The sequence below is a fragment of the Priestia sp. P5 genome, from assembly GCF_029522155.1.
In the GTDB taxonomy this organism is placed as follows: Bacteria; Bacillota; Bacilli; order Bacillales; family Bacillaceae_H; genus Priestia; species Priestia megaterium_E.
Window position 1 is genome coordinate 934,584 of the sequence record NZ_JAKWFJ010000001.1, and the last position, 19,675, is coordinate 954,258.

The following is a 19,675-nucleotide window of genomic DNA, read 5'->3' on the forward strand; positions in this document are numbered from 1 at the left end:
TTTTTATAGATTGACTGAATTTGGCATATATTGATAAAATTTAAAGTATATTTTCTGAAAATTCTATTTCTTAAAAAGAGAAAGAAAGGAGTAGCTTGTGATTTTTACTATTATTCAAGCTGATGATACGTGGGCACTATGGGGAATTCTAGCGATTTGGGCTTCTGTTAGTATTTTTCTCGAACAAAAGTATAAGTGGGCTTCTTTTCTGTCAGGAGCTATTATTGCGCTAGCAGGAGCGCTTATCCTATCAAATTTAAAAATCATTCCAACAGAGTCTCCGGTTTATGATGCGGTTTGGGCGTATCTAGTACCGCTTGCCATTCCATTATTGTTATTTCAAGTCAATATGAAAGAATTATTTCAAGAAAGCCGGAAGCTGCTTTTTATTTTCTTAATCTGTGCAGTAGGAACGGTTATAGGGAGCACGGCAGGCTTCTTGTTATTAAAAGATTATATTCCTGAACTAGCAAAAATTGCAGCTGCTATCGGCGCTTCTTATGTAGGCGGAGGGGTTAACTTTGCTACCGTTACGGCTAAATTTGAACCATCAAGTCAAATGGTTTCCGCGACGGTGGTTGCTGATAATATGGTCATGGCTTTGCTGTTTGCCGTGTATATGTTTGTTCCTTCTATGAAGTTTTTTAGAAAACATTTTAAGACGCCTCATATTCAAGAAGTAGAGGCTGGGCAATATGGAGAAAATGATCGTCATACGCTTGCAGAAAAATATTGGGCAAAAAAAGAAATTTCGTTAAAAGACGTGGCGGCTTCAATTGGTACATCATTTTTTCTAGTGGTTGCATCGTTTAAATTAGCCGAATGGTTTGGAACAATCATTCCAACCGGTCCAAATGTTTCGGTAGTTCAAACATTATTACATACTATTTTGAGCGAAAAATACTTATTGCTTTCCACACTTACGTTTCTTGTCATTTATCTGTTTCCTTCTTATTTTAAAAACATTAGCGGAAGCCAAGAAATCGGCACGTACTTCATTTATATTTTCTTTGTTGTCATTGGAGTGCCGGCGTCCATTCCGTTAATTGTTGAAAAAGCACCTCTTTTGATTCTGTTTGTGCTCATTGTGGGACTAAGTAATTTAATAATGGGGCTGCTTTTAGGAAAAGTATTTAAAATTGATTTAGAACATATTTTACTGGCGAGCAATGCAACGGTAGGGGGACCTACGACAGCAAGTGCAATGGCGATTGCTAAAGGATGGGGAAGTTTGGTTGGTCCTATCTTGGTAGTAGGAACGCTTGGCTATATTATTGGTAACTATATCGGTTTTGCACTTGGCTATTGGTACTTAACATTTTAAATAAAAAAACGCCTCCTCTGATGACTCAAAGGAGGCGTTTTTTTATTTAGCGTGCTTGACCGCTGATGATCGATAAAAGCGGCCTTTAAAGATATACGTAGCTGTAATAAATAAATAGATAGCTAGTGTAATAGTCGTAATAACAACGGAGGTTGTGCAGATAACACCAATTAAAATAGCGCTTAGTGCAATTAGGGCAGCCCACGTCGTATAAGGAAACCATTTAACAGAGTAGCTGCTCGATGCTTCTGGCTGAACTTTGCGGGACTTTAAGTGTGCGATCGCAATAATCAACCAAATAAACAACACGGTATATCCTAAGGATCCCATCAAATAATCAAATGTTTTACTTCCTGCAAATAAGGAAATCAACACGCCCATATAAAGGGATGATGTACACATTAAGATTGCATAGACAGGAACTTTGTTAACAGAAAGTTTCGAAAATATCTTTGGCACTCGACCGTCTACTGCTTGCGTATATAAAATACGTGATGAGCCGTAAAGTCCTGAGTTCATTGAAGAAATAACGGCTAACAAGATAACGGCATTCATAATATGATCTGCTCCGGGAATTCCAATCATTTTAAATACTATCACAAAAGGGCTTTGAGAAACGCCGTTTACTTCATTCCAAGGAATTAAGCTCACGATGATAAAAAACGGGAACAGATAAAAAGCAATGATGCGCGTTAATGTGCTGCGCACGGCTTTTGGTACTACTTTCTCAGGATTTTTTGTTTCAGCTAGCGTCACTCCGATGATTTCAGTTCCACCGTAAGAGTAGATGACCACTAACATCGCCGTAATTAACCCAGTTGGTCCTTTAGGGAAGAAACCGCCGTGATCGCTCAAGTTTGAAAAACCCGCTGCGGTATGGTGACCAAATGATACAAATAGTAACAGAAGTCCAGCAATGATAAAGATCACAATGACCGTAATTTTAATTAATGCTAACCAGTATTCTGTTTCAGCAAATGCTTTAACCGAAAGCAAGTTAATAACTGTGACAATAACGGATACGCCTAAAGCAAGCATCCAAATTGGATAATCAGGAAGCCAGTACTGAATAAAAATAGCTGCTACAACGGCTTCAGCTGCAATGTTTAACACCCACATTTTCCAGTAAATCCAGTCTAAAAAATAAGCGGGGTAGCTTCCTAAAATCGACTGAACTAAATCACGAAACGTTCGTGCGTCACTGTTTCGAACCGCCATTTCAGCAAGACCTTGCATAATGAATAGTAAAATAATTCCGCCAATTAAATAAGCAATGATAACTGATGGTCCTGCCATATCAATAGCTGAGCTGCTTCCTTTAAATAAACCAGCGCCAATTGCTCCACCTAGCGCCATCATCATAATGTGACGTGAAGTCATTGTTCGCTGCAAACCTTGGTTGTCCTTCTTCATGACTTTTCCCTCCACTTTTTTATAAAATAAAAAAAGCTTATCGTCTCCTACCTCATTATCAAATGAGAGAAGAGACGATAAGCTTTAGCTAACCGCGGTACCACTCTTGTTGGCTCTTAAAGAACCCTGCTTAAAACCTGATAACGAAGGTTAGACGTTAAAACTTAGAGAATACTTCTGCATTCTTTCTGAATTACCACTCCTGGGCGAGTTCAAAGTATTATTGGACTACGTTACACCAACCCGTAGCTCTCTTGACCGAATAATAAGCTTCTACTACTCCCAATCGCTGTGTTTTTGATTAAAATCTGAAAACTCTTGATGAATAACCATTACTATACGTGCTTCTTTTTTTTTTGTCAACAGCTATTTTCTAAAAAATAAAATGATGGAACTTTGTTTTTTATAGAACTCAGGACTGGTTATTTTGGTAAAAAAATCAGTCGTTTCACCTAATTTTCACCAACTCTGATTACATTAAGAAATATGAAAAAGAGGTTGTTTTGACAAATACATAGCTGAGGAGAATGAATAGAGTGAAAAAGATGATGTACGTCCGGTTTGGACTGGATCTTTTAATGGCCGTTACGTTTGTTTTATTTTTTAACAAACAAGTATTGGGAGGGTTAACGTTTCATGAAATTGCGGGGCTAGCGATTGCCGTCGCGTTTTTTACCCACGTGCTGCTAAACTGGCAGTGGGTAAAGAAAGTTACGGTTAAATTATTTGACCGCAAGCTTCCGCGCAGAACAAAGTTCGGTTATTTTTTAAATATCATGCTGTTGATTACGATGTCATTTATTATGATTAGCGGTATTTTTATTTCAAGAGTAGTATTTCCAAATATTAATGTTGGGAACGAACAGTGGTTTAAGGTTTCGCATATTTCGGTATCATTCTTAGTGTTAATTTTAGTAGCCGCTCACATAGGTCTTCATTGGCAATGGGTTATAAATGTATGTAAAAATATGACGAAATTCAAAAAGTCAAAGAAAAGCTTAGGCATAGCAGCTAAGCTCGCAACCGTTGCACTGTTAGTCGTTGGCATATACGAAATAAATGAGACAGACTTTCTTGGAAAACTTGGAGGAGTAGCGAGAGTGTTGAATTTAAGTTCCTCAGATATGCCGCAAAAAGACGGTGGGAAGCCGGATTTTGATCGCCATTCATTTAGCGAGAACAAATCTCCTGCGACGGCATCTGCTGGTCACGAACGTCCGAACTTTGATCACGATGGCGAAGGTTTGGAAAGAGGGATGAAAGGAAAAGAAGGCGGTTTTGAAAGTCCAAATCCTTTTGTTGTAATCGGTACTTATTTTGCTATTATGTCGGTTTTTATTATCGTTATTTATTATATTGAAAAAATATTAACAGGAGTAAAAAGACGCAAAAAAATGTCGGGTCCGGCTGCGGAAATTTAAATAAAAAAGCTATCTATTTCACTGTTTTTTCATCGTACAGAAGTAAAATCATTTATGTAAAAGCGAATGCTTTGCAAAATTAATATGAGATAAACTTAGGTGGTGGAAATCGTGAAACAACACACACAGCCTGAAACGGAACATAAGAAAAATTGGTTTATTAATGCGCTATTGAATTTTGGTATTTATAAAAAAGGAAATCGGCATCTATACGAACTGACACTTCAAGAGTTAGAAGCTCAATATGTTAAAGTGAAAGCATTCATGTATAATCAGGAACCTCTTTCGCAATGATAAAAAAGCACTCAGTATATGAGTGCTTTTTTATATGAGAAAGTCTTATTCTTTGACAGGCAAAACTGTACAGATTAAAATCACAGTATATTTTAAAGTTACAGTTTTAAATGACACATGTTATAGGAAGGGAAATAGTTGCTACCTATAATGTGCCACTATTTTTGACCGTATCATTTTTGGAGGGAAATAAAATGACAAATAAAAAGTATGAGCCGCTTTTACAGCCATTTACTTTTTCAAATGGCATCAAATTAGATAACCGCGTTATTCTTGCGCCTATGACAAATTTTTCATCAAATGAAGATGGAACAGTATCAAATGCAGAAGTAGACTACTATGTACGACGTTCAAAAGGTGTTAGCATGGTCATTACAGCATGTACATACGGAACGCCGAACGGCAAAGGATTTCACGGAGAGTTTGCTGCAGACAGCGATGAAATGATTCCTAGCCTGCGCCGCTTAGCAACAGCAATTAAAGATCAAGGAGCAAAAGCAGTTCTTCAAATTTTCCACGGAGGCCGCATGTGTCCGCCTGAGCTTGTTCCAAATGGAGAGGTTGTTAGCGCAAGTGCTGTTGCTGCAGAACAAGAAGGAGCACCGGTGCCTCGAGAGTTAACAAATGAAGAAATCGAAGGCATTATTCATGATTTTGGTGAGATGACGCGCCGTGCTATTGAAGCAGGATTTGACGGAGTTGAAATCCACGGAGCAAATAACTATTTAATTCAGCAGTTCTTTTCTCCGCATTCTAATCGCCGCGAAGATAAATGGGGTGGCAGCGTAGAAAAACGTTTAACATTCCCGCTGGCAATCGTAGACGAAGTAAAGCAAGCCGTTTCCAAACATGCAAAAGAGCCATTTTTAGTAGGCTATCGCTTCTCGCCAGAAGAGCCTGAAACGCCAGGAATTACAATGGCTGATACGTTGAAGTTAGTTGATGCACTAGCAGAAACAGACCTTGATTACCTTCACGTATCCCTAATGGAATTCTGGTCAAAACCGCGCCGAGGCGTAGAAGATACTCGTTCACGTATTGAAATTATTCAAGAGCGAGTAGGAAGTCGCGTGCCTGTGATGGGCGTAGGTTCTATTCATACAGCAGACGAAGCAGCAGCAGCTCTTGAAACGGGTATTCCACTGCTCGCGATTGGCCGTGAATTAATTATGGATCCAGACTGGGTTCAAAAAGTCAAAGAAGGCCGCGAAAATGAAATTGTGACAACATTAAGCAAAAAAGATCAGGAAAAGCTTGTGATTCCTGACCCGCTGTGGCAAGCCGTTATTAACACACCAGGCTGGTTCCCGGTTGAAGATTAAAAGAAAGACAGAAAAGCGCAAAGACGATGGGACTGACCCCGTGTCTTTGCGCTTTTTGCTTTTTCATGGAACAGCGCTTATGAACCATTAATTTACAAATAGACTTCTTTGTGTTTGAATAATAATAGTTTTCTGAAAGTGAGGTGGAAAAATGAAAGCAGGCCCAATGGTGAAAATGATGGTTTCAATGAGCATTTTTGGTTCAATTGGCTTTTTCTCCACACAAACTGGACTGCCTTCTTTTGATTTAGTGTTTGTTCGCTGTATTTGTGCAACGCTTTTTCTCGGAATGTGCTGGTTTGTAACGGGTGAATATAAAAGGGAGAAATGGAATGCCAAAGAAATAAAGCAGATTTTACTGTGCGGAATATTTCTTGTGTTTAACTGGGTATTTCTATTTAAAGCATTTGAAATGATGTCCGTTACGGTAGCTATTTCTATTTATCATCTTGCGCCCGTTTTAGTATTGCTTCTGGGGAGCTTTATCTTTAAGGAGAAATTAACGGTTCTGGGCGTTATGTCTATTTTCATTTGTTTTGTGGGAACACTTCTGGTTATTGGGGTGAAGGAACTTACGATTGATGGCTTTATGTCGTCAGGAATACTGTGGGCGCTTTTAGCCGCTTTGTTTTATGCATGCACAACGCTGCTTGGCAAAGGAATTATTCATACGAGTGCTTACGCTGTTACATTTCTTCAGACTTTTGTAGGAATTTTTCTATTATTGCCATTTGTTCATTTTAGTGATTTTTATTTCTTAACAACGGCCAATTGGACAGCTATTTTAGTAACGGGCTTTGTACATACTGGTTTAGTGTATTATTTGTTTTTCGACAGCCTGCGCTATTTAAAAACTCAGGTGATTTCGGTTTTAGTGTTTTTAGATCCAGCCGTTGCTATTTTACTAGATACAGCATTCACGGGATTTCGCCCGACGCTTTTTCAGCTGGCAGGCATTGTTTTGATCTTTTTAGGAATGCTTTTTACTTTGAAGCCAAAACCTTCATCTAAAAAAAATATTTCCAATAGCAAGATTAAAAAGATCACATAGAATTTCTATTTCATCTGCAGGTGCTCATTTATTAGAAAAAGGGGAGCTAGTCATGAAAGTCAGTAAGCAAAACGCAGAACACTACGTGTGGGGAGGAAAATGCGATGGGTGGCACCTAGTGAAAAATAAAGGCGTAAGTATTATTCATGAGCGCATGCCCCCTCATACGAAAGAGGTAAGGCATTATCACACGAGAGCACAGCAATTTTTCTTTGTATTAAAAGGAACAGCTGCTCTAGAAGTAGACGGAATTATTTATGATGTAAAAGCACATCAAGGAATAGAAGTGCTTCCGTCCATTCCTCATCAAATGATGAATCGTTCGAGCGAAGAGATTGAGTTTCTTGTTATTTCACAGCCCTTTGCACAAGGAGACCGCGTAGCTGTTTGTGAAGAGGAAGACTAAGCATAGATAAGTCTATTTTTACTAGTCCTAACAGTAAGCGAAGAATACCTTCCAGTACAATAGTACCTTTTCATTAAGTAAGTGAAATATTATGCGTAATAAATATAAAAATACTTTTATTGCAGAGCAGAAATGTGGTAAATTAATATGTATGCAATATAGGGAGAACAAAATTTACAAATTAACAATTGTGTAATATTAACATCACGATAAAAAAATAAGAGATTACAAGTTAAAATGTAAATTTTGTAGATGACTAAAAAAAGAGATGAAGATGATATTGTTTGACAAATTGAATCATTTTCAGGTAATCTTTTGCAGGACGTAACCGTTACGATTTAATGTAGGGGATTTTCCTGAGGTTAGCTGAACATGAAATCTCTACTTTTTAGTGAAAGGAATTTGAAAATGAAAAAACTATTTTCAAAGCCGTTGTTTTACTTTTTTATAGCGGTTTTATTCATGTGGATCAAGTCTTACATGTCTTACAAAGTGGAGTTCAACTTAGATATAAGTGACTCAATGCAAAAAACGTTATTGTTTATTAATCCAATTAGTTCAACTTTGATCTTTTTAGGGTTAGCATTGTTTGCAAAGGGAAAAAGAGCCATCGTTTGGACGCTTATCCTTAGTACAATCATGACGGTCATTTTGTACAGCAATATTTTATATTATCGATTCTTCAATGACTTTGTGACATTGCCTACTTTAACGCAAACAAGCAATGTGGGTCATTTAGGAGGCAGTATCGCTGATTTAGTAAAAACTCACGATATTTTTTACTTTGTAGATATCATTTTACTGATTGCGCTATTGTTTGTTAGAAAAATCGAATGGCCAAAAGCACGTCTTAAATTCCGCTATACGTTCATGGTACTAGCGGCAGGAGCTATCGCTTTTGCAATTAACTTGCACTATGCTGAAAAAGATCGCCCTGAATTATTAACAAGAACATTTGATCGCAACTACCTAGTGAAATATTTAGGAGCATACAACTACACGGTGTATGATGCAGTTCAAACGTTTAAAAACTCAAAGCAGCGAGCATTCGCAAGCAGTGATGACTTAACAACAGTGAAAAACTTCAGTACAAGTCACTATGCAGCTCCAAATATTGAGTATGCCGGTAAAGCAAAAGGGAAAAACATTATTAAAATTCATCTAGAATCATTTCAGTCATTCCTAATTAACTATAAGTTAAACGGGCAAGAAGTAACGCCGTTTTTAAATTCATTAGCAAATGGAAATGAATTTATGTATTTTGATAACTTCTTCCATCAAACAGGACAAGGTAAAACAGCTGATGCAGAGCTTATGATGGATACGTCATTATACGGCTTGCCTCAAGGATCAGCATTTAGCTTAAAAGGCCGCAACACGTACCAAGCAGCACCAGCGATCTTAGATCAAGAGGGCGGCTATACAAGTGCCGTTTTACACGGAGACTATAAAACGTTCTGGAACCGTAATGAAATTTATAAACAGTTCGGTGTGGATAAATTCTTTGACGCAAGTTATTACAATATGACTGGTGATAACAAAGTAAACTATGGATTAAAAGATAAGCCATTCTTCAAAGAATCTATGCCAATGCTACAGTCATTGAAGCAGCCGTTCTATGCACATATGATTACATTAACAAACCATTTCCCATTTGTCCTTGATAAAGGCGATGCTAGCATTGAGCCGGCAAACACAGGAGATGGAACGGTAGACCGTTATTTCCAAACGGCTCGTTATTTGGATGAATCACTGCAAGAATTCTTTACGGAGCTAAAAGCTTCAGGCTTATATGACAACTCAGTTATTATGATTTACGGTGACCACTACGGTATTTCTGAAAATCATAACAAAGCAATGGAAAAAGTTCTTGGCGAGAAAATTACGCCATATAAAAATGCTCAGCTTCAACGCGTACCGTTCTTCCTTCACGTACCAGGTGTAAAAGGTGGAGTGAACCATACGTACGGCGGTGAAATTGACGTAGTACCTACGCTTCTCCACTTAGTGGGAATTGATAGTAAAGAGTATGTTCAGTTCGGTACAGATTTATTATCAAAAGACCATGATCAGGTAGTAGCATTTAGAAACGGTGATTATGTTTCTCCGAAATACACGTCAATTGACGGCAAGTATTACGATACAAACACGGGAGAAAGAATCACAGCAACAGACGAAGCGAAAGCTTATAAAAAGAAAGTTGGAAGAGAGCTAGAACTTTCTGATAAAGTGTTATACGGTGATTTATTACGATTTAATAAATTAGATGACTTTAAACCGGTCGATCCATCAAAATACATGTATGGAAAAGACCAGGAAACAGAAAAGTAATGTAAGCTTTCACACCATACAATCCAAACAAGCAAGTAGAGGAGCTTTTTAAAAGCTTAGCTACTTGCTTGTTTTATGAGAACTTCATTGAAAAAGAAAGCTGGTGACAGAAACGTGGAGCGAACAAGACGCAAAAGAAGAAGAAGAGTTCGATGGGGCAGAGTGTTCTTTGCTTTGTTGTTTCTTTTTATTATCGTTGGAGGCATATACAGCTATTTCCAATATAAGCAAGGGCTATCGATGGCAAGCGATGGTAAATTTGCGGATGACGGCACGACATTTGAACAGTTTCAAGGCAGTCTCCCAAATAACGGAGAAGTAAATATGCTGCTGTTAGGAAGTGACTCGCGCGGGGAAAAGCATTCTCGTACAGACTCTATTTTAATTGCTCACTACGATTCTAAAAGCAAACACCCGAAAATTGTTTCGCTTATGAGGGATATGTACGTGGATATTCCAGGACACGGCAAGCAAAAGCTGAATGCTGCTTACGCGTTCGGAGGTCCTGAGCTGCTGCGTAAAACGATCAAACAAAATTTTGATATCGATATTAACTATTATGCAGTTGTGGACTTCGAAGGATTTTCAAAAATTGTAGATACGATTGCACCTGATGGCATTGAAGTAACCGTGCCTCACGACATGTCTTCTGGAATTGGTATGACGCTTCACAAAGGTACTCAAGTTTTACACGGTGAACAACTGCTTGGCTACGTGCGTTTTCGCCATGATAACATGAGTGATTTTGGACGCGTTCAGCGCCAGCAAGAAGTCGTTTTGAAGCTTAAAGATGAAGTAGCAAGCCTAAACAGCGTGTTTAAAATACCGAAGCTTCTCGGCGTAATGGATCCTTACATCGATACAAATTTAGATACAAAAAGCATGATGCTTCTGGCTAAAGATGTGATAACAGGAAACATGAAAGATGTTCAAAGCCTGCGACTGCCGTTAGACGGATCGTTTGAAAACAAAACGTATAGCGGTGTTGGTATGGTGCTTGATATTGATTTAGATAAAAATAAAGAAGCGCTGCAAGAATTCTTAAATGACAAATAAAGAAAAGCCTCGAGACGCATGTCTTGAGGCTTTTTCCTTATACATAGACGATGATGCGTTTGAATGAAGTAATTAAACTGGTCACTATACCGGAGCATACAACAATGAATAATGAATAAATAGCTGTATCGTTTTGAAGCAGTAAAATACCTGAAATAATAATAGATGCGTCAATCACTAAAATAATGATGCCGGGGTTTAAAGATAACCATTTCGCAAGTATCAGAGAAAATAAGTCGACCCCGCCTTGACTTGCGTGCTGCCGGAGCATGATGCCGGTTCCGATTCCGTTAAAAACACCTCCAAGGCAAGCGCTTAAGATAATGGGAAGGTGAAAAATCCCGTGAAGCGGAAACAGCAAATCAATCATCACGGCTGAGAGAACCATGCCATAGATAGCATTTAGAAAATAAGAGCGGTTAAAACCTAGTGCCAGAAGGTAAATGGGAAAGTTTAAGCAAAAAATCATAACGCCTACTTTATAGCCAAGTAAATAATTAAGGATTAAGCTAATTCCCGTAATGCCTCCTGTTACAAGCTGAAGCGGAAGAATAAAAACATTAATTCCAATACTAATAAATACACTGCCAATTCCTATGGCAATCAATTTTTTGTACATGCTGTCTCATCCTTGTCTATGAATCTCTTTACATGTATATGAAGACAAGCAGAGTTTCAGCACAAAGACTGCTTCAGAAACCATAATGAACGGATTAAATATATGCAAAGGAAGCTGTTTTGAGATGCAAATGTGTTGCATAAACGTGCTTCACCATAGACAATAAGAACAAACGAAGAAGGTAAATGGAGGAGAAGAAATTGATCGTTCGAAAAGCTAGAGAAGAAGAAAGACCATCTATTGAAGCAGTGACGCTTGCTGCTTATGAGCAATATGCAGCTGTAAAATCAGAAGCACACTGGAAAAGATATCGAAAGGGAATTTTACATACCCTGAGTGAAGAAAAGAAATTTGAGTGCATTGTAGCTGAAATCGATGGAGAAATGGCAGGGAGCGTTTTGTTTTATCCGCCGAATACGGATGTATACGGAGGATTGTTAAAGCCATTTCCATGGGCTGAAATTCGTCTGCTGGCAGTTGCTCCGTCGCATCGCCGAAAAGGAGTTGCTAATGCGCTCCTTGAAGCGTGTGAAAAAAAATCTCGGGAGCTAGGGTGTTCTTATTTAGGTTTACATACAGATCATTCAATGGAACATGCCATTAAACTGTACACTAAAAGAGGTTACGTCCGCTTTCCTGATAACGATTTTTATCCGGTAAAAGATTTGCACGTTATGGCATTTAGAAAATCAGTTTAATAAAAAAAGCCTTTGAAATCAATGATTTCAAAGGCTTTGTATTTATATAACGTGACGATTCCAGTGGCGGTGAGCTGAAATAGCTTCAATAAATTCATCTGTAAAGCGTGTAGTTTCTCCAGTTACGACACCGGGACTGCTGTCTAAGCCAGCAGCTTTTAGCCACTTAACACCTTCATCTGTCGTGCCAATCGGTTTAAAATGCTCGAATGCTTCTTGAGCAAACGTCAGTGCTTCTTTACGGAACTTTTCATCAGCTGACGAACTTCCGACAACATAAACCGCATCGAATAAAACAGAATCACTTGTTAAGAAGGTGTGCTGTACTTCAAGCTCTGACCCGTCTGTTCCTTTTACGTTTTGGAGGGTTGTGCTTACAATTTCAGGCTGAATGCCCTGTTGTTTTAAACTGTTTAACACCTGTGGTAGGTCACTGCTAAAGTCATCAGCTACAATGACAGCTACTTTACGCGTATTCGGCTTTTTAATCGTCTGTTCCTGACTAAGAGCCGGAGATGACTTGGTCACTGGCGCGTCTTCTCCTGATGGAGGCGTGGCACCAATCGCTTGTGCTACTTGTTTAGCTAGCACTGTACTGACGTTGGCAAACATATCAACGACCTGCTGCTGAACAGACTTGCTTTTCACTTTTCCAAGCTCAAAGCTGAAAGCATTGATAATATGCTCTTTTTCAGGGTCGCTCATGCTATTCCAAAATAGCGTTGCCTGTGAAAAGTGGTCTTTAAAACTTTCGCTTCGACTTCGAACTTTTCTTCCTTCCACTTTTTCTTGATAGTGAGCATAACCGCCCTCTGACTCTGGGACAGGAGCCGGCGTATTGGCTGCAAGAGAGTTTCTGTGATAGCTGACAGGCCCTTTGTTAATTGTTTGACGTCCGTAACCGTCTCGTTGATTGTTATGAAACGGGCATACTGGACGATTGATTGGAAGTTCATGAAAATTAGGACCGCCAAGACGAATAAGCTGGGTATCTGTGTATGAAAACAACCTTCCTTGTAAGAGAGGGTCATTGGAAAAATCAATTCCCGGTACCACATGCCCTGGATGGAATGCGACTTGTTCCGTTTCGGCAAATACGTTGTCCACATTTCGATTTAAGGTCATTTTTCCAACTAGTTTGACGGGAATGTCTTCTTCAGGCCAAAGCTTAGTTGGATCGAGAATGTCAAAGTCGAATTTAAATTCATCTTCCTCATTTATGATTTGAATGCCTAGCTCATATTCAGGATAGTCTCCGTTTTCAATCGATTCCCATAAATCGCGGCGATGAAAATCCGGGTCTTTCCCAGAAATGGTTTGAGCCTCGTCCCAAACAAGGGAATGGGTTCCGAGCACAGGCTTCCAGTGGAATTTGACAAAATGAGCTTTTCCTTCTGCATTAACTAAGCGAAAAGTATGTACGCCGAAGCCCTCCATCATACGCAAACTGCGTGGAATTGCACGGTCTGACATTGACCACATGACCATGTGAGCAGACTCTTGATTATTGGCGACAAAATCCCAAAACGTATCATGTGCTGAAGCCGCCTGCGGCATTTCGTTGTGTGGCTCAGGCTTAACAGCGTGAATTAAATCTGGGAATTTAATCGCATCTTGGATAAAGAACACGGGAATGTTATTTCCAACTAAGTCATAGTTTCCTTCTTCTGTATAAAATTTTGTTGCAAAACCACGGGCGTCGCGCACCGTTTCAGCTGAACCTTTAGAACCTGCTACAGTAGAAAAACGGACAAATACAGGTGTTTTTACAGACGGATTCTGTAAAAATTTAGCTTTTGTATATTCACTGAGAGAGTCATACAGTTCAAATTCTCCGTGAGCAGCGAAGCCTCGTGCATGAACGATGCGTTCAGGAATGCGCTCGTGGTCAAAATGCGTCATTTTTTCACGGAAATGAAAGTCTTCCATAAGGGTTGGACCACGTTCACCCGCTTTTAAAGAAAATTCATCTTCGGAAAGCTTTAACCCTTGATTAGTTGTGAGCGCTTGGTTTCGATCATCTGTTTTAAACTGCTCGAGCTGTTCTTGCTTGCTTTTTTCATTTACAGGGTGCTTTTTTGTCATACATGTCTTCCTCCTTGATCTTCAGTTAATAATCATTACAAAATGTGTACCCTATCAAAAGTTGAAGCAAACAGAAATGTTGGAATTTTTTCGTAGGAAATCCGTTATTTTCTTGTTATGATTATGAATAAGTATTCATAAATACAAAAATAAAAGGAGAGGGGATACATAGATGAAAACACGGGTAACAGATTTATTAGAAATTCAATATCCAATTGTACAAGGAGGTCTTGCGTATTTAGCGTACGCAGAACTTGCCGCTGCTGTCTCAAATGCAGGCGGGCTTGGACAAATTACAGCTATGACGCTCCGAACACCTGAGAAACTTCGAGCTGAAATTAAGAAAGTACGTTCTTTAACTGAGCGTCCTTTTGGCGTTAATTTTGCTGTTGGAGGTCAAACAGAAGGTTCTTATAAAGAACTTCTCGACGTAGCAGTAGAAGAAAGCGTTCCGGTTGTTTCCATAACAGGAGCAAATCCCGCACCTATTTTTGAGAGATTAAAAGGAACGGGAATTAAAACACTCGTACTGGTAGCCAACGTGCGTCAAGCTCAAAAAGCTGAGCAGCTGGGAGCAGATGCCGTCATGGCAGTGGGGCAAGAAGCAGGAGGACATATCGGACGTGAGGATCTCGGCACAATGGTGTTGATTCCTCGAGTAGCTGCGGCTGTGTCAATTCCGGTCCTTGCAAGCGGAGGGATTGGAAACGGACAAGGATTATTGGCAGCGTTATCATTAGGCGCTGAAGGAATTGAAATGGGAACACGCTTTATCGCGACAAAAGAATGTGTAGATGCTCACGATGCGTATAAACAAGCTATTGTAGAAGCAAAAGAAACCGATACTGTGGTTATTAAACGTTCGTTCGGAGCACCTGGACGCGTGTTGAAGTCACACTACACCCTTGACATTATTGAACGTGAGCACCAAGGAGAGAGGTACGAAGAGTTAAAAGACGTCATTAGCGGAGGGGCAAACTGCCGGTATATTTATGAAAATAAAATCGATGAAGGCTATGGATGGGCAGGTCAAGTCGTTGGACTGATTGATAGTATTCCAACGGTGCAAGAGCTTTTTGACAGTATGATAGAAGAAGTAGAAGCCGGTTCTAAACGACTGCTGAGTATCGTAGAAAAGAAGTAGAGATACAAGCCGTCATACCGCAGCAATTATTCGCATATTTATAATCTATATCTCTAAATGAGGTGAGAGAATGAAAAGGATGCGAGCATTTGCTATTATGACGTTTTTAGTAGTAGGTTCGGGGTATGCAGTTTTTACTAAAAAAGAAGAAGTTTTCAAGACTCAGCAAGCACAAGTGTACGAAGAAGCAAAGCCTGTTATTAAACAAATGGACAAACTGGATATTTGGCATAAAATCAGCAGCGGTTTAACTGAATCGGGCTATGAATCAAGGGGCGTGAATTCTTCCCTTTACTCAAAAGACAGAGTAGAGCTGGATGTGTATATGGAGCCTTCCGTTTCAGCTGATGCCAAAACACAAGAAACGATTAAACAAATGGTATATAAAATACTCGAAGAAAATAAGTTTCAGCAAAAGGCCTTTCATGTAACAATTAAATTCCTGCCCGAAAAACAAGCAAAATAGACTTGTCTCGGCCAGGAAATTTTTTTATTAAAATGCTTTTTCATTGGCTACTGGAATACTCTCTGGGAGAGAAATTTCAGCATTTTTGGGCTGATATGCAATTTTTCCGTCCAGCACATCATTTGCTTTTTGTAGATCTAATAAATTTTCCCATCGTGCGATAATAAAAGCAGCTACCGCATAACCAATAATATTAACTGTGGTCCGGTAATTACCCATAAAGCGATCAGGAGCGAGCATCAGAGCAACGGCAGCTACCGGAATGGATCCGGTTGCTGCTGCGGTAGCAGAGAGAGCAACAAAAGCTGATCCTGGAATACCAGCCATTCCTTTAGACGTAAGAAGAAGGACACCAAGCATTAAAAGCTGATCAGTGAGGCTCAAATCCACGCCCGTTGCTTGTGCTAAAAAGACGAGGGCAAGAGACAAGTAAATGGAAGCACCGTCTAGATTAAATGAATAGCCCGTAGGTACAACAAGGCCAACGACTGCTTTGTTGCATCCTGCTTGTTCGAATTTATCCATGAGCTGCGGCATAACGGCTTCAGTGGAACCCGTAGCAAATGCCAGCATAATTTCTTCTCGTATATATAGAATGACTTTCCACAAACTTAATTTTAAATAGATTCGTAAAATAACAGCTAAAACAAGAACAAATGCTAGACAAGCAATTGTCATAGCGATAAATAGCTTTCCGAATGCAGCAAGTGTTCCAAGACCGTACTGACTAACTGCAAATGCCATGGCACTAAACGTGGCAAGAGCTGTTAATTTCATAATGTATCCCATAATTTTAAACAATACATCATTTACTTTTTCCAATACATTTAAAAGGGTCTCTGCTGTTTTTCCGCCTATATGGACAAGCGCGATGCCAAACAAACAAGAAATTAAAAGCACTTGAAGCATGGAGTTGCTTGAAAAAGCCCCAACTGCACTGTCTGGAATCATATTAAGAAAAAAATCACCTTCACTCGGAAGCTCGGAGCCGTTAGTCTTCGCGTCCACTTCGCTTGTGCTTAAGCTTGAAGGGTCAACATTCATACCGATGCCGGGATTCATTACGTTTGCTACTAATAGACCAATCAATAGAGCGAATGTTGTGACAATTTCGAAATAAAGAATGGTTTTTCCGCCGATACGCCCAACTGTTTTAATGTTTCCAACCTTCGCAATTCCAACAACGACTACTCCAAAAATAAGAGGAGCAATCAGCATTTTGATAAGCTTAATAAAACCGTCTCCAATCGGTTTCACAGCATTTCCAAAGCTTGGCCACAGATATCCTACGGCTATGCCAAGTACAATTGCCATCATAATTTGAAAGAAAAGACCTTTGTAAAAAGGTTTTTGCTTACTTTTTGCCGCTGTTTGTGTCATGTGTTCTCCCTTCGTCGTACAATTTTTTGGATATTACATATAGATGTTATGTTTTTTTACATTTTAACGTAAGGTTGTTTAAGGTGTCATTGGTCTCTTTGACTAAAATTCAATAAAAATATTAGTTGAAGTGTATAAGAAGGGAAGGGAGTGGTTTAAAACATTATTATTTTTAATGCATCTCTTTAAAAAAACTAATAAAAAGCACATGCAAAGGCATGTGCTTTTTATTTATTAAATTAGTTTAATTCCGCTAATTAAAATGATGGTCGCCATAATGGCTTGAAGCGGTCTTGAAGGCACTTTCGTTGATAAACGGCTTCCGAGTAACACACCTGGAATAGATCCAGTTAATAGGTTAGCAGTCAACATGTAATCTACGCTTCCAAAGCTTGCATTTAAAATACCAGCCACTGTAACGAGAAGAAATGCATGTGCAATATCAGTTCCAACCAGCTCAGATGTTTTGAGCTTAAATAAGTACAGCATCGCAATCGCAAATAATGAGCCCGAACCAATCGATGTTAGTCCGACAATGAATCCAAAGACTACGCCAATTCCGATTGTTAATCCTTTTTTCTGATTTAAGTCCATTTCCTGAAACCGATTTGGGCGAATTAATTTATCAAAAAAGACGCGAAAGATAATTGAAATGGCAACCAGCGTCATAACATATCCAAGAGCGTGCTTAATAATCGTCTCTTGATGCTCGTGAAAAGATGGAAACGCATGAAGTGTGACAATAGCCAGCACAGCGCTCGGAATACTTCCGAAGGCTAAATATTTTGCTAATTTAAAGTTAATGGTTCGCTGTTTGTAGTGCTGAGCGACTCCGAATAATTTTGTGATAGAATTGTAGACAAGATCTGTTCCTACGGCAATGGAAGGGTTAATGCCGAGTACAATCAGTAAAGGTGTTAATAAAGCGGCGCCTCCAACCCCGGTTAAGCCTACAAGGGTTCCAACGAATAATCCCATTAAGGTAATTGATAATTCCATGTTTCGTCCTCCTACTCTCAAAACCAAGTACATTGATCTGATTATAGATCATTATAACTCATATGTAAATAAAATTCTGAATATTTTTAGTGGAGTTGAAAAGGTTTTCTTAGCCTTCACTATTTTAGGGAACGGACGATAAAGTCATAGGAAGTTATAAAAAAGTGAATAGAATACGTTTATTTATCTATGATTACGCTCTAATTTGTGTTACAAATGTAAATGCAATAAAAGAGTTTATTTTTATCTCATTTGAAAGACCGGTGAATGCATGAGTTTTGTCACGAAAGATTTGTTAATTAATTTTTTATTTATTTTATTGGCGCTGTTTTTAGTGCAGATGTTTTATTTAATCAAGTATGCTAAACAAATTCATTGGTGGAAAGATCGTTATATCGCGGTATTTCCGATTTTAGCTATTACCTTTTGCCTTTTGTTTCCGGTTAACGGAGCTTATGTCCCGGATGATTATCGAATGGATTTACGAAGAATTCCTTATATTTTAGGAACGTTATATGGAGGCTGGCCGCTAGGAAGCTTGCTTTTTGTCTTTATTTTACTGCTGCGCTTGCTAATTGGCGGGTATGATGTAGGGTTTTTATCAACATTAATTGCTCTTCCGATTTTATCCATTCCTTTATTTTTCATAACGAAATACTTTTTACATTTCTCATTAAAAAATAGAATTATCGTGAGCACCTGTCTTAGTATAATCGGTTCTTTATTAGCTATGCTTGTATCTATTTTTGTCTTGCATGTAACAAGCATTCCTATTAGCGTGTGGGTTCAATTCGCGATTTTAGATGTAGCAGGCATGTTTGTAATTACCATACTGTGGGAAGCGATACGGGCAAATTTACTAGTGCTTCAGCGCCTGATGAAAGCAGAGAAACTAGAAATTGTCAGTCATTTAGCTGCCAGCATCTCTCATGAGGTGCGAAATCCTCTAACGGCAAGCAGAGGATTTATGCAAATGCTGCAAGAAGATGAAAAAGAACCTGCTAAAAAACGCTACATTTCAATTGCGATTAATGAACTAGACCGCGCAAAAGAAATCATTGATGATTACTTGCTGTTTGCCAATTCTGCACCAGAACGAAATGAAAAAATGAATATTTCAGAAGAGATTCATCACGTCACCCATATTATGACGCCTCTTGCCAATATGAATGGAGTCGCGATTGATTTTACATTTGATGAAGAGGTGAAGTGCTTCGTAATGGGAGAAAGAAGAAAGCTTCAGCAGTGTTTAATCAATTTATTTAAAAATAGTATTGAGGCGATGCAAAACGGAGGCACGTTAACTATTAAAGTAGGAAAAGAAGGCGGAGCTGTTATTGTGGATATTATTGATACGGGCTGCGGCATGACGCAAGAACAAATCAACCGGCTAGGCGAACCGTATTTTACAACAAAAGAAAAAGGTACCGGGCTTGGAACGATGGTATCTTTCAGCATTATTCATTATATGAAGGGAAAAGTGAGTGTGTCTAGCGTAAAAGGAAAAGAAACGTGTTTTTCACTTGAATTTCCACTTTGTGAATAAAGAGCAGCCTTAGGGCTGCTTTTTTTATACGCAAAAGTTTTAGAGGTAGATAAGAGTAAACCGATTATTAAAAAAAGTATTGATTTTAATAAATGAAAGCGTTACAATCTATTTAAAGTT

At 38.9% G+C, this 19,675-nt stretch carries 17 protein-coding genes and 1 other annotated feature; of the genes, 12 read left to right on the forward strand and 5 right to left on the reverse strand.

The genetic code is table 11. The features are described 5' to 3' along the window. The first annotated feature begins 97 nt into the window (after window positions 1–97). Window positions 98–1,324 (forward strand): DUF819 family protein, encoded by a 1,227-nt coding sequence (locus MMB69_RS04800; protein WP_264408491.1) that lies wholly within the window; start codon window positions 98–100, stop codon window positions 1,322–1,324. 42 nt (window positions 1,325–1,366) lie between these two features. Here MMB69_RS04800 and MMB69_RS04805 read toward each other — a convergent pair whose 3' ends face one another. Beyond that, window positions 1,367–2,737 (reverse strand): amino acid permease, encoded by a 1,371-nt coding sequence (locus MMB69_RS04805; protein ID WP_264408490.1) that lies wholly within the window; start codon window positions 2,735–2,737, stop codon window positions 1,367–1,369. Window positions 2,738–2,804: 67 nt separating this feature from the next. Next, window positions 2,805–3,036 (reverse strand) — a binding site (T-box leader). Window positions 3,037–3,282: 246 nt separating this feature from the next. On the opposite strand from MMB69_RS04805, the gene MMB69_RS04810 reads away from it, so the two are divergent. The 7 genes from MMB69_RS04810 to MMB69_RS04840 all read left to right on the forward strand — a co-directional run bounded on the left by MMB69_RS04810 (window position 3,283) and on the right by MMB69_RS04840 (window position 10,618). Continuing rightward, complete coding sequence (locus MMB69_RS04810; protein WP_260506662.1) at window positions 3,283–4,158, forward strand: DUF4405 domain-containing protein; 876 nt, start codon at window positions 3,283–3,285, stop codon at window positions 4,156–4,158. 108 nt (window positions 4,159–4,266) lie between these two features. Then, the gene (locus MMB69_RS04815; protein WP_013058636.1) at window positions 4,267–4,452 is read left to right on the forward strand and encodes a Fur-regulated basic protein FbpA; all 186 of its coding nucleotides are present in this window, start codon (window positions 4,267–4,269) and stop codon (window positions 4,450–4,452) included. Between the two features lie 194 nt (window positions 4,453–4,646). Continuing rightward, window positions 4,647–5,774, forward strand: a complete 1,128-nt coding sequence (locus MMB69_RS04820; RefSeq protein WP_221783593.1) for an NADH-dependent flavin oxidoreductase — start codon at window positions 4,647–4,649, stop codon at window positions 5,772–5,774. 151 nt (window positions 5,775–5,925) lie between these two features. Then, window positions 5,926–6,825: a DMT family transporter gene (locus tag MMB69_RS04825; protein ID WP_221783595.1), complete on the forward strand. Its 900-nt coding sequence runs from the start codon at window positions 5,926–5,928 to the stop codon at window positions 6,823–6,825. Between the two features lie 52 nt (window positions 6,826–6,877). After that, on the forward strand, window positions 6,878–7,231 hold the full coding sequence (locus MMB69_RS04830; RefSeq protein ID WP_221783596.1) for a cupin domain-containing protein: 354 nt from the start codon (window positions 6,878–6,880) through the stop codon (window positions 7,229–7,231). Between the two features lie 408 nt (window positions 7,232–7,639). After that, window positions 7,640–9,562: a lipoteichoic acid synthase gene (gene ltaS, locus MMB69_RS04835; protein WP_221783598.1), complete on the forward strand. Its 1,923-nt coding sequence runs from the start codon at window positions 7,640–7,642 to the stop codon at window positions 9,560–9,562. Between the two features lie 87 nt (window positions 9,563–9,649). Continuing rightward, entirely contained in the window at window positions 9,650–10,618 is a 969-nt protein-coding gene (locus MMB69_RS04840; RefSeq protein ID WP_221783600.1) for an LCP family protein, read from the forward strand. A 37-nt stretch (window positions 10,619–10,655) separates the two neighbouring features. Here the strand turns inward: MMB69_RS04840 and MMB69_RS04845 are convergent, their stop codons facing one another. Beyond that, on the reverse strand, window positions 10,656–11,237 hold the full coding sequence (locus MMB69_RS04845) for a YitT family protein (protein WP_042992429.1): 582 nt from the start codon (window positions 11,235–11,237) through the stop codon (window positions 10,656–10,658). A 200-nt stretch (window positions 11,238–11,437) separates the two neighbouring features. On the opposite strand from MMB69_RS04845, the gene MMB69_RS04850 reads away from it, so the two are divergent. Continuing rightward, window positions 11,438–11,935: a GNAT family N-acetyltransferase gene (locus tag MMB69_RS04850; protein WP_221783602.1), complete on the forward strand. Its 498-nt coding sequence runs from the start codon at window positions 11,438–11,440 to the stop codon at window positions 11,933–11,935. A 42-nt stretch (window positions 11,936–11,977) separates the two neighbouring features. Here the strand turns inward: MMB69_RS04850 and MMB69_RS04855 are convergent, their stop codons facing one another. Then, complete coding sequence (locus tag MMB69_RS04855) at window positions 11,978–14,020, reverse strand: catalase (protein WP_221783604.1); 2,043 nt, start codon at window positions 14,018–14,020, stop codon at window positions 11,978–11,980. 172 nt (window positions 14,021–14,192) lie between these two features. Here MMB69_RS04855 and MMB69_RS04860 point away from each other — a divergent pair, with 172 nt between their 5' ends. After that, window positions 14,193–15,164, forward strand: a complete 972-nt coding sequence (locus MMB69_RS04860) for an NAD(P)H-dependent flavin oxidoreductase (RefSeq protein WP_221783606.1) — start codon at window positions 14,193–14,195, stop codon at window positions 15,162–15,164. Between the two features lie 70 nt (window positions 15,165–15,234). After that, window positions 15,235–15,630, forward strand: coding sequence for a hypothetical protein (locus tag MMB69_RS04865; protein WP_116372278.1), 396 nt, complete (start codon window positions 15,235–15,237; stop codon window positions 15,628–15,630). A gap of 27 nt (window positions 15,631–15,657) precedes the next feature. Here the strand turns inward: MMB69_RS04865 and MMB69_RS04870 are convergent, their stop codons facing one another. Both MMB69_RS04870 and MMB69_RS04875 read right to left on the reverse strand, forming a co-directional pair. After that, window positions 15,658–17,010 carry a cation:dicarboxylate symporter family transporter gene (locus tag MMB69_RS04870; protein ID WP_269870277.1) on the reverse strand — a complete coding sequence of 451 codons (1,353 nt, stop codon included), beginning with the start codon at window positions 17,008–17,010 and terminating at the stop codon, window positions 15,658–15,660. Between the two features lie 234 nt (window positions 17,011–17,244). Further along, window positions 17,245–18,009, reverse strand: a complete 765-nt coding sequence (locus MMB69_RS04875) for a sulfite exporter TauE/SafE family protein (RefSeq protein WP_028415040.1) — start codon at window positions 18,007–18,009, stop codon at window positions 17,245–17,247. A 271-nt stretch (window positions 18,010–18,280) separates the two neighbouring features. Here MMB69_RS04875 and MMB69_RS04880 point away from each other — a divergent pair, with 271 nt between their 5' ends. Continuing rightward, the gene (locus MMB69_RS04880; RefSeq protein ID WP_221783610.1) at window positions 18,281–19,555 is read left to right on the forward strand and encodes an ATP-binding protein; all 1,275 of its coding nucleotides are present in this window, start codon (window positions 18,281–18,283) and stop codon (window positions 19,553–19,555) included. Window positions 19,556–19,675: the final 120 nt, after the last annotated feature.

Excerpts from the sequence above, each read along its gene's own strand:
- MMB69_RS04805 (WP_264408490.1), bottom strand. The coding sequence starts at position 2,737 with ATGAAGAAGGACAACCAAGGTTTGCAGCGAACAATGACTTCACGTCAC.
- MMB69_RS04810 (WP_260506662.1), top strand. The coding sequence starts at position 3,283 with ATGATGTACGTCCGGTTTGGACTGGATCTTTTAATGGCCGTTACGTTT.
- MMB69_RS04820 (WP_221783593.1), top strand. The coding sequence starts at position 4,647 with ATGACAAATAAAAAGTATGAGCCGCTTTTACAGCCATTTACTTTTTCA.
- MMB69_RS04825 (WP_221783595.1), top strand. The coding sequence starts at position 5,926 with ATGAAAGCAGGCCCAATGGTGAAAATGATGGTTTCAATGAGCATTTTT.
- MMB69_RS04830 (WP_221783596.1), top strand. The coding sequence starts at position 6,878 with ATGAAAGTCAGTAAGCAAAACGCAGAACACTACGTGTGGGGAGGAAAA.
- ltaS (WP_221783598.1), top strand. The coding sequence starts at position 7,640 with ATGAAAAAACTATTTTCAAAGCCGTTGTTTTACTTTTTTATAGCGGTT.
- MMB69_RS04845 (WP_042992429.1), bottom strand. The coding sequence starts at position 11,237 with ATGTACAAAAAATTGATTGCCATAGGAATTGGCAGTGTATTTATTAGT.
- MMB69_RS04855 (WP_221783604.1), bottom strand. The coding sequence starts at position 14,020 with ATGACAAAAAAGCACCCTGTAAATGAAAAAAGCAAGCAAGAACAGCTC.
- MMB69_RS04860 (WP_221783606.1), top strand. The coding sequence starts at position 14,193 with ATGAAAACACGGGTAACAGATTTATTAGAAATTCAATATCCAATTGTA.
- MMB69_RS04865 (WP_116372278.1), top strand. The coding sequence starts at position 15,235 with ATGAAAAGGATGCGAGCATTTGCTATTATGACGTTTTTAGTAGTAGGT.
- MMB69_RS04870 (WP_269870277.1), bottom strand. The coding sequence starts at position 17,010 with ATGACACAAACAGCGGCAAAAAGTAAGCAAAAACCTTTTTACAAAGGT.
- MMB69_RS04875 (WP_028415040.1), bottom strand. The coding sequence starts at position 18,009 with ATGGAATTATCAATTACCTTAATGGGATTATTCGTTGGAACCCTTGTA.
- MMB69_RS04880 (WP_221783610.1), top strand. The coding sequence starts at position 18,281 with ATGAGTTTTGTCACGAAAGATTTGTTAATTAATTTTTTATTTATTTTA.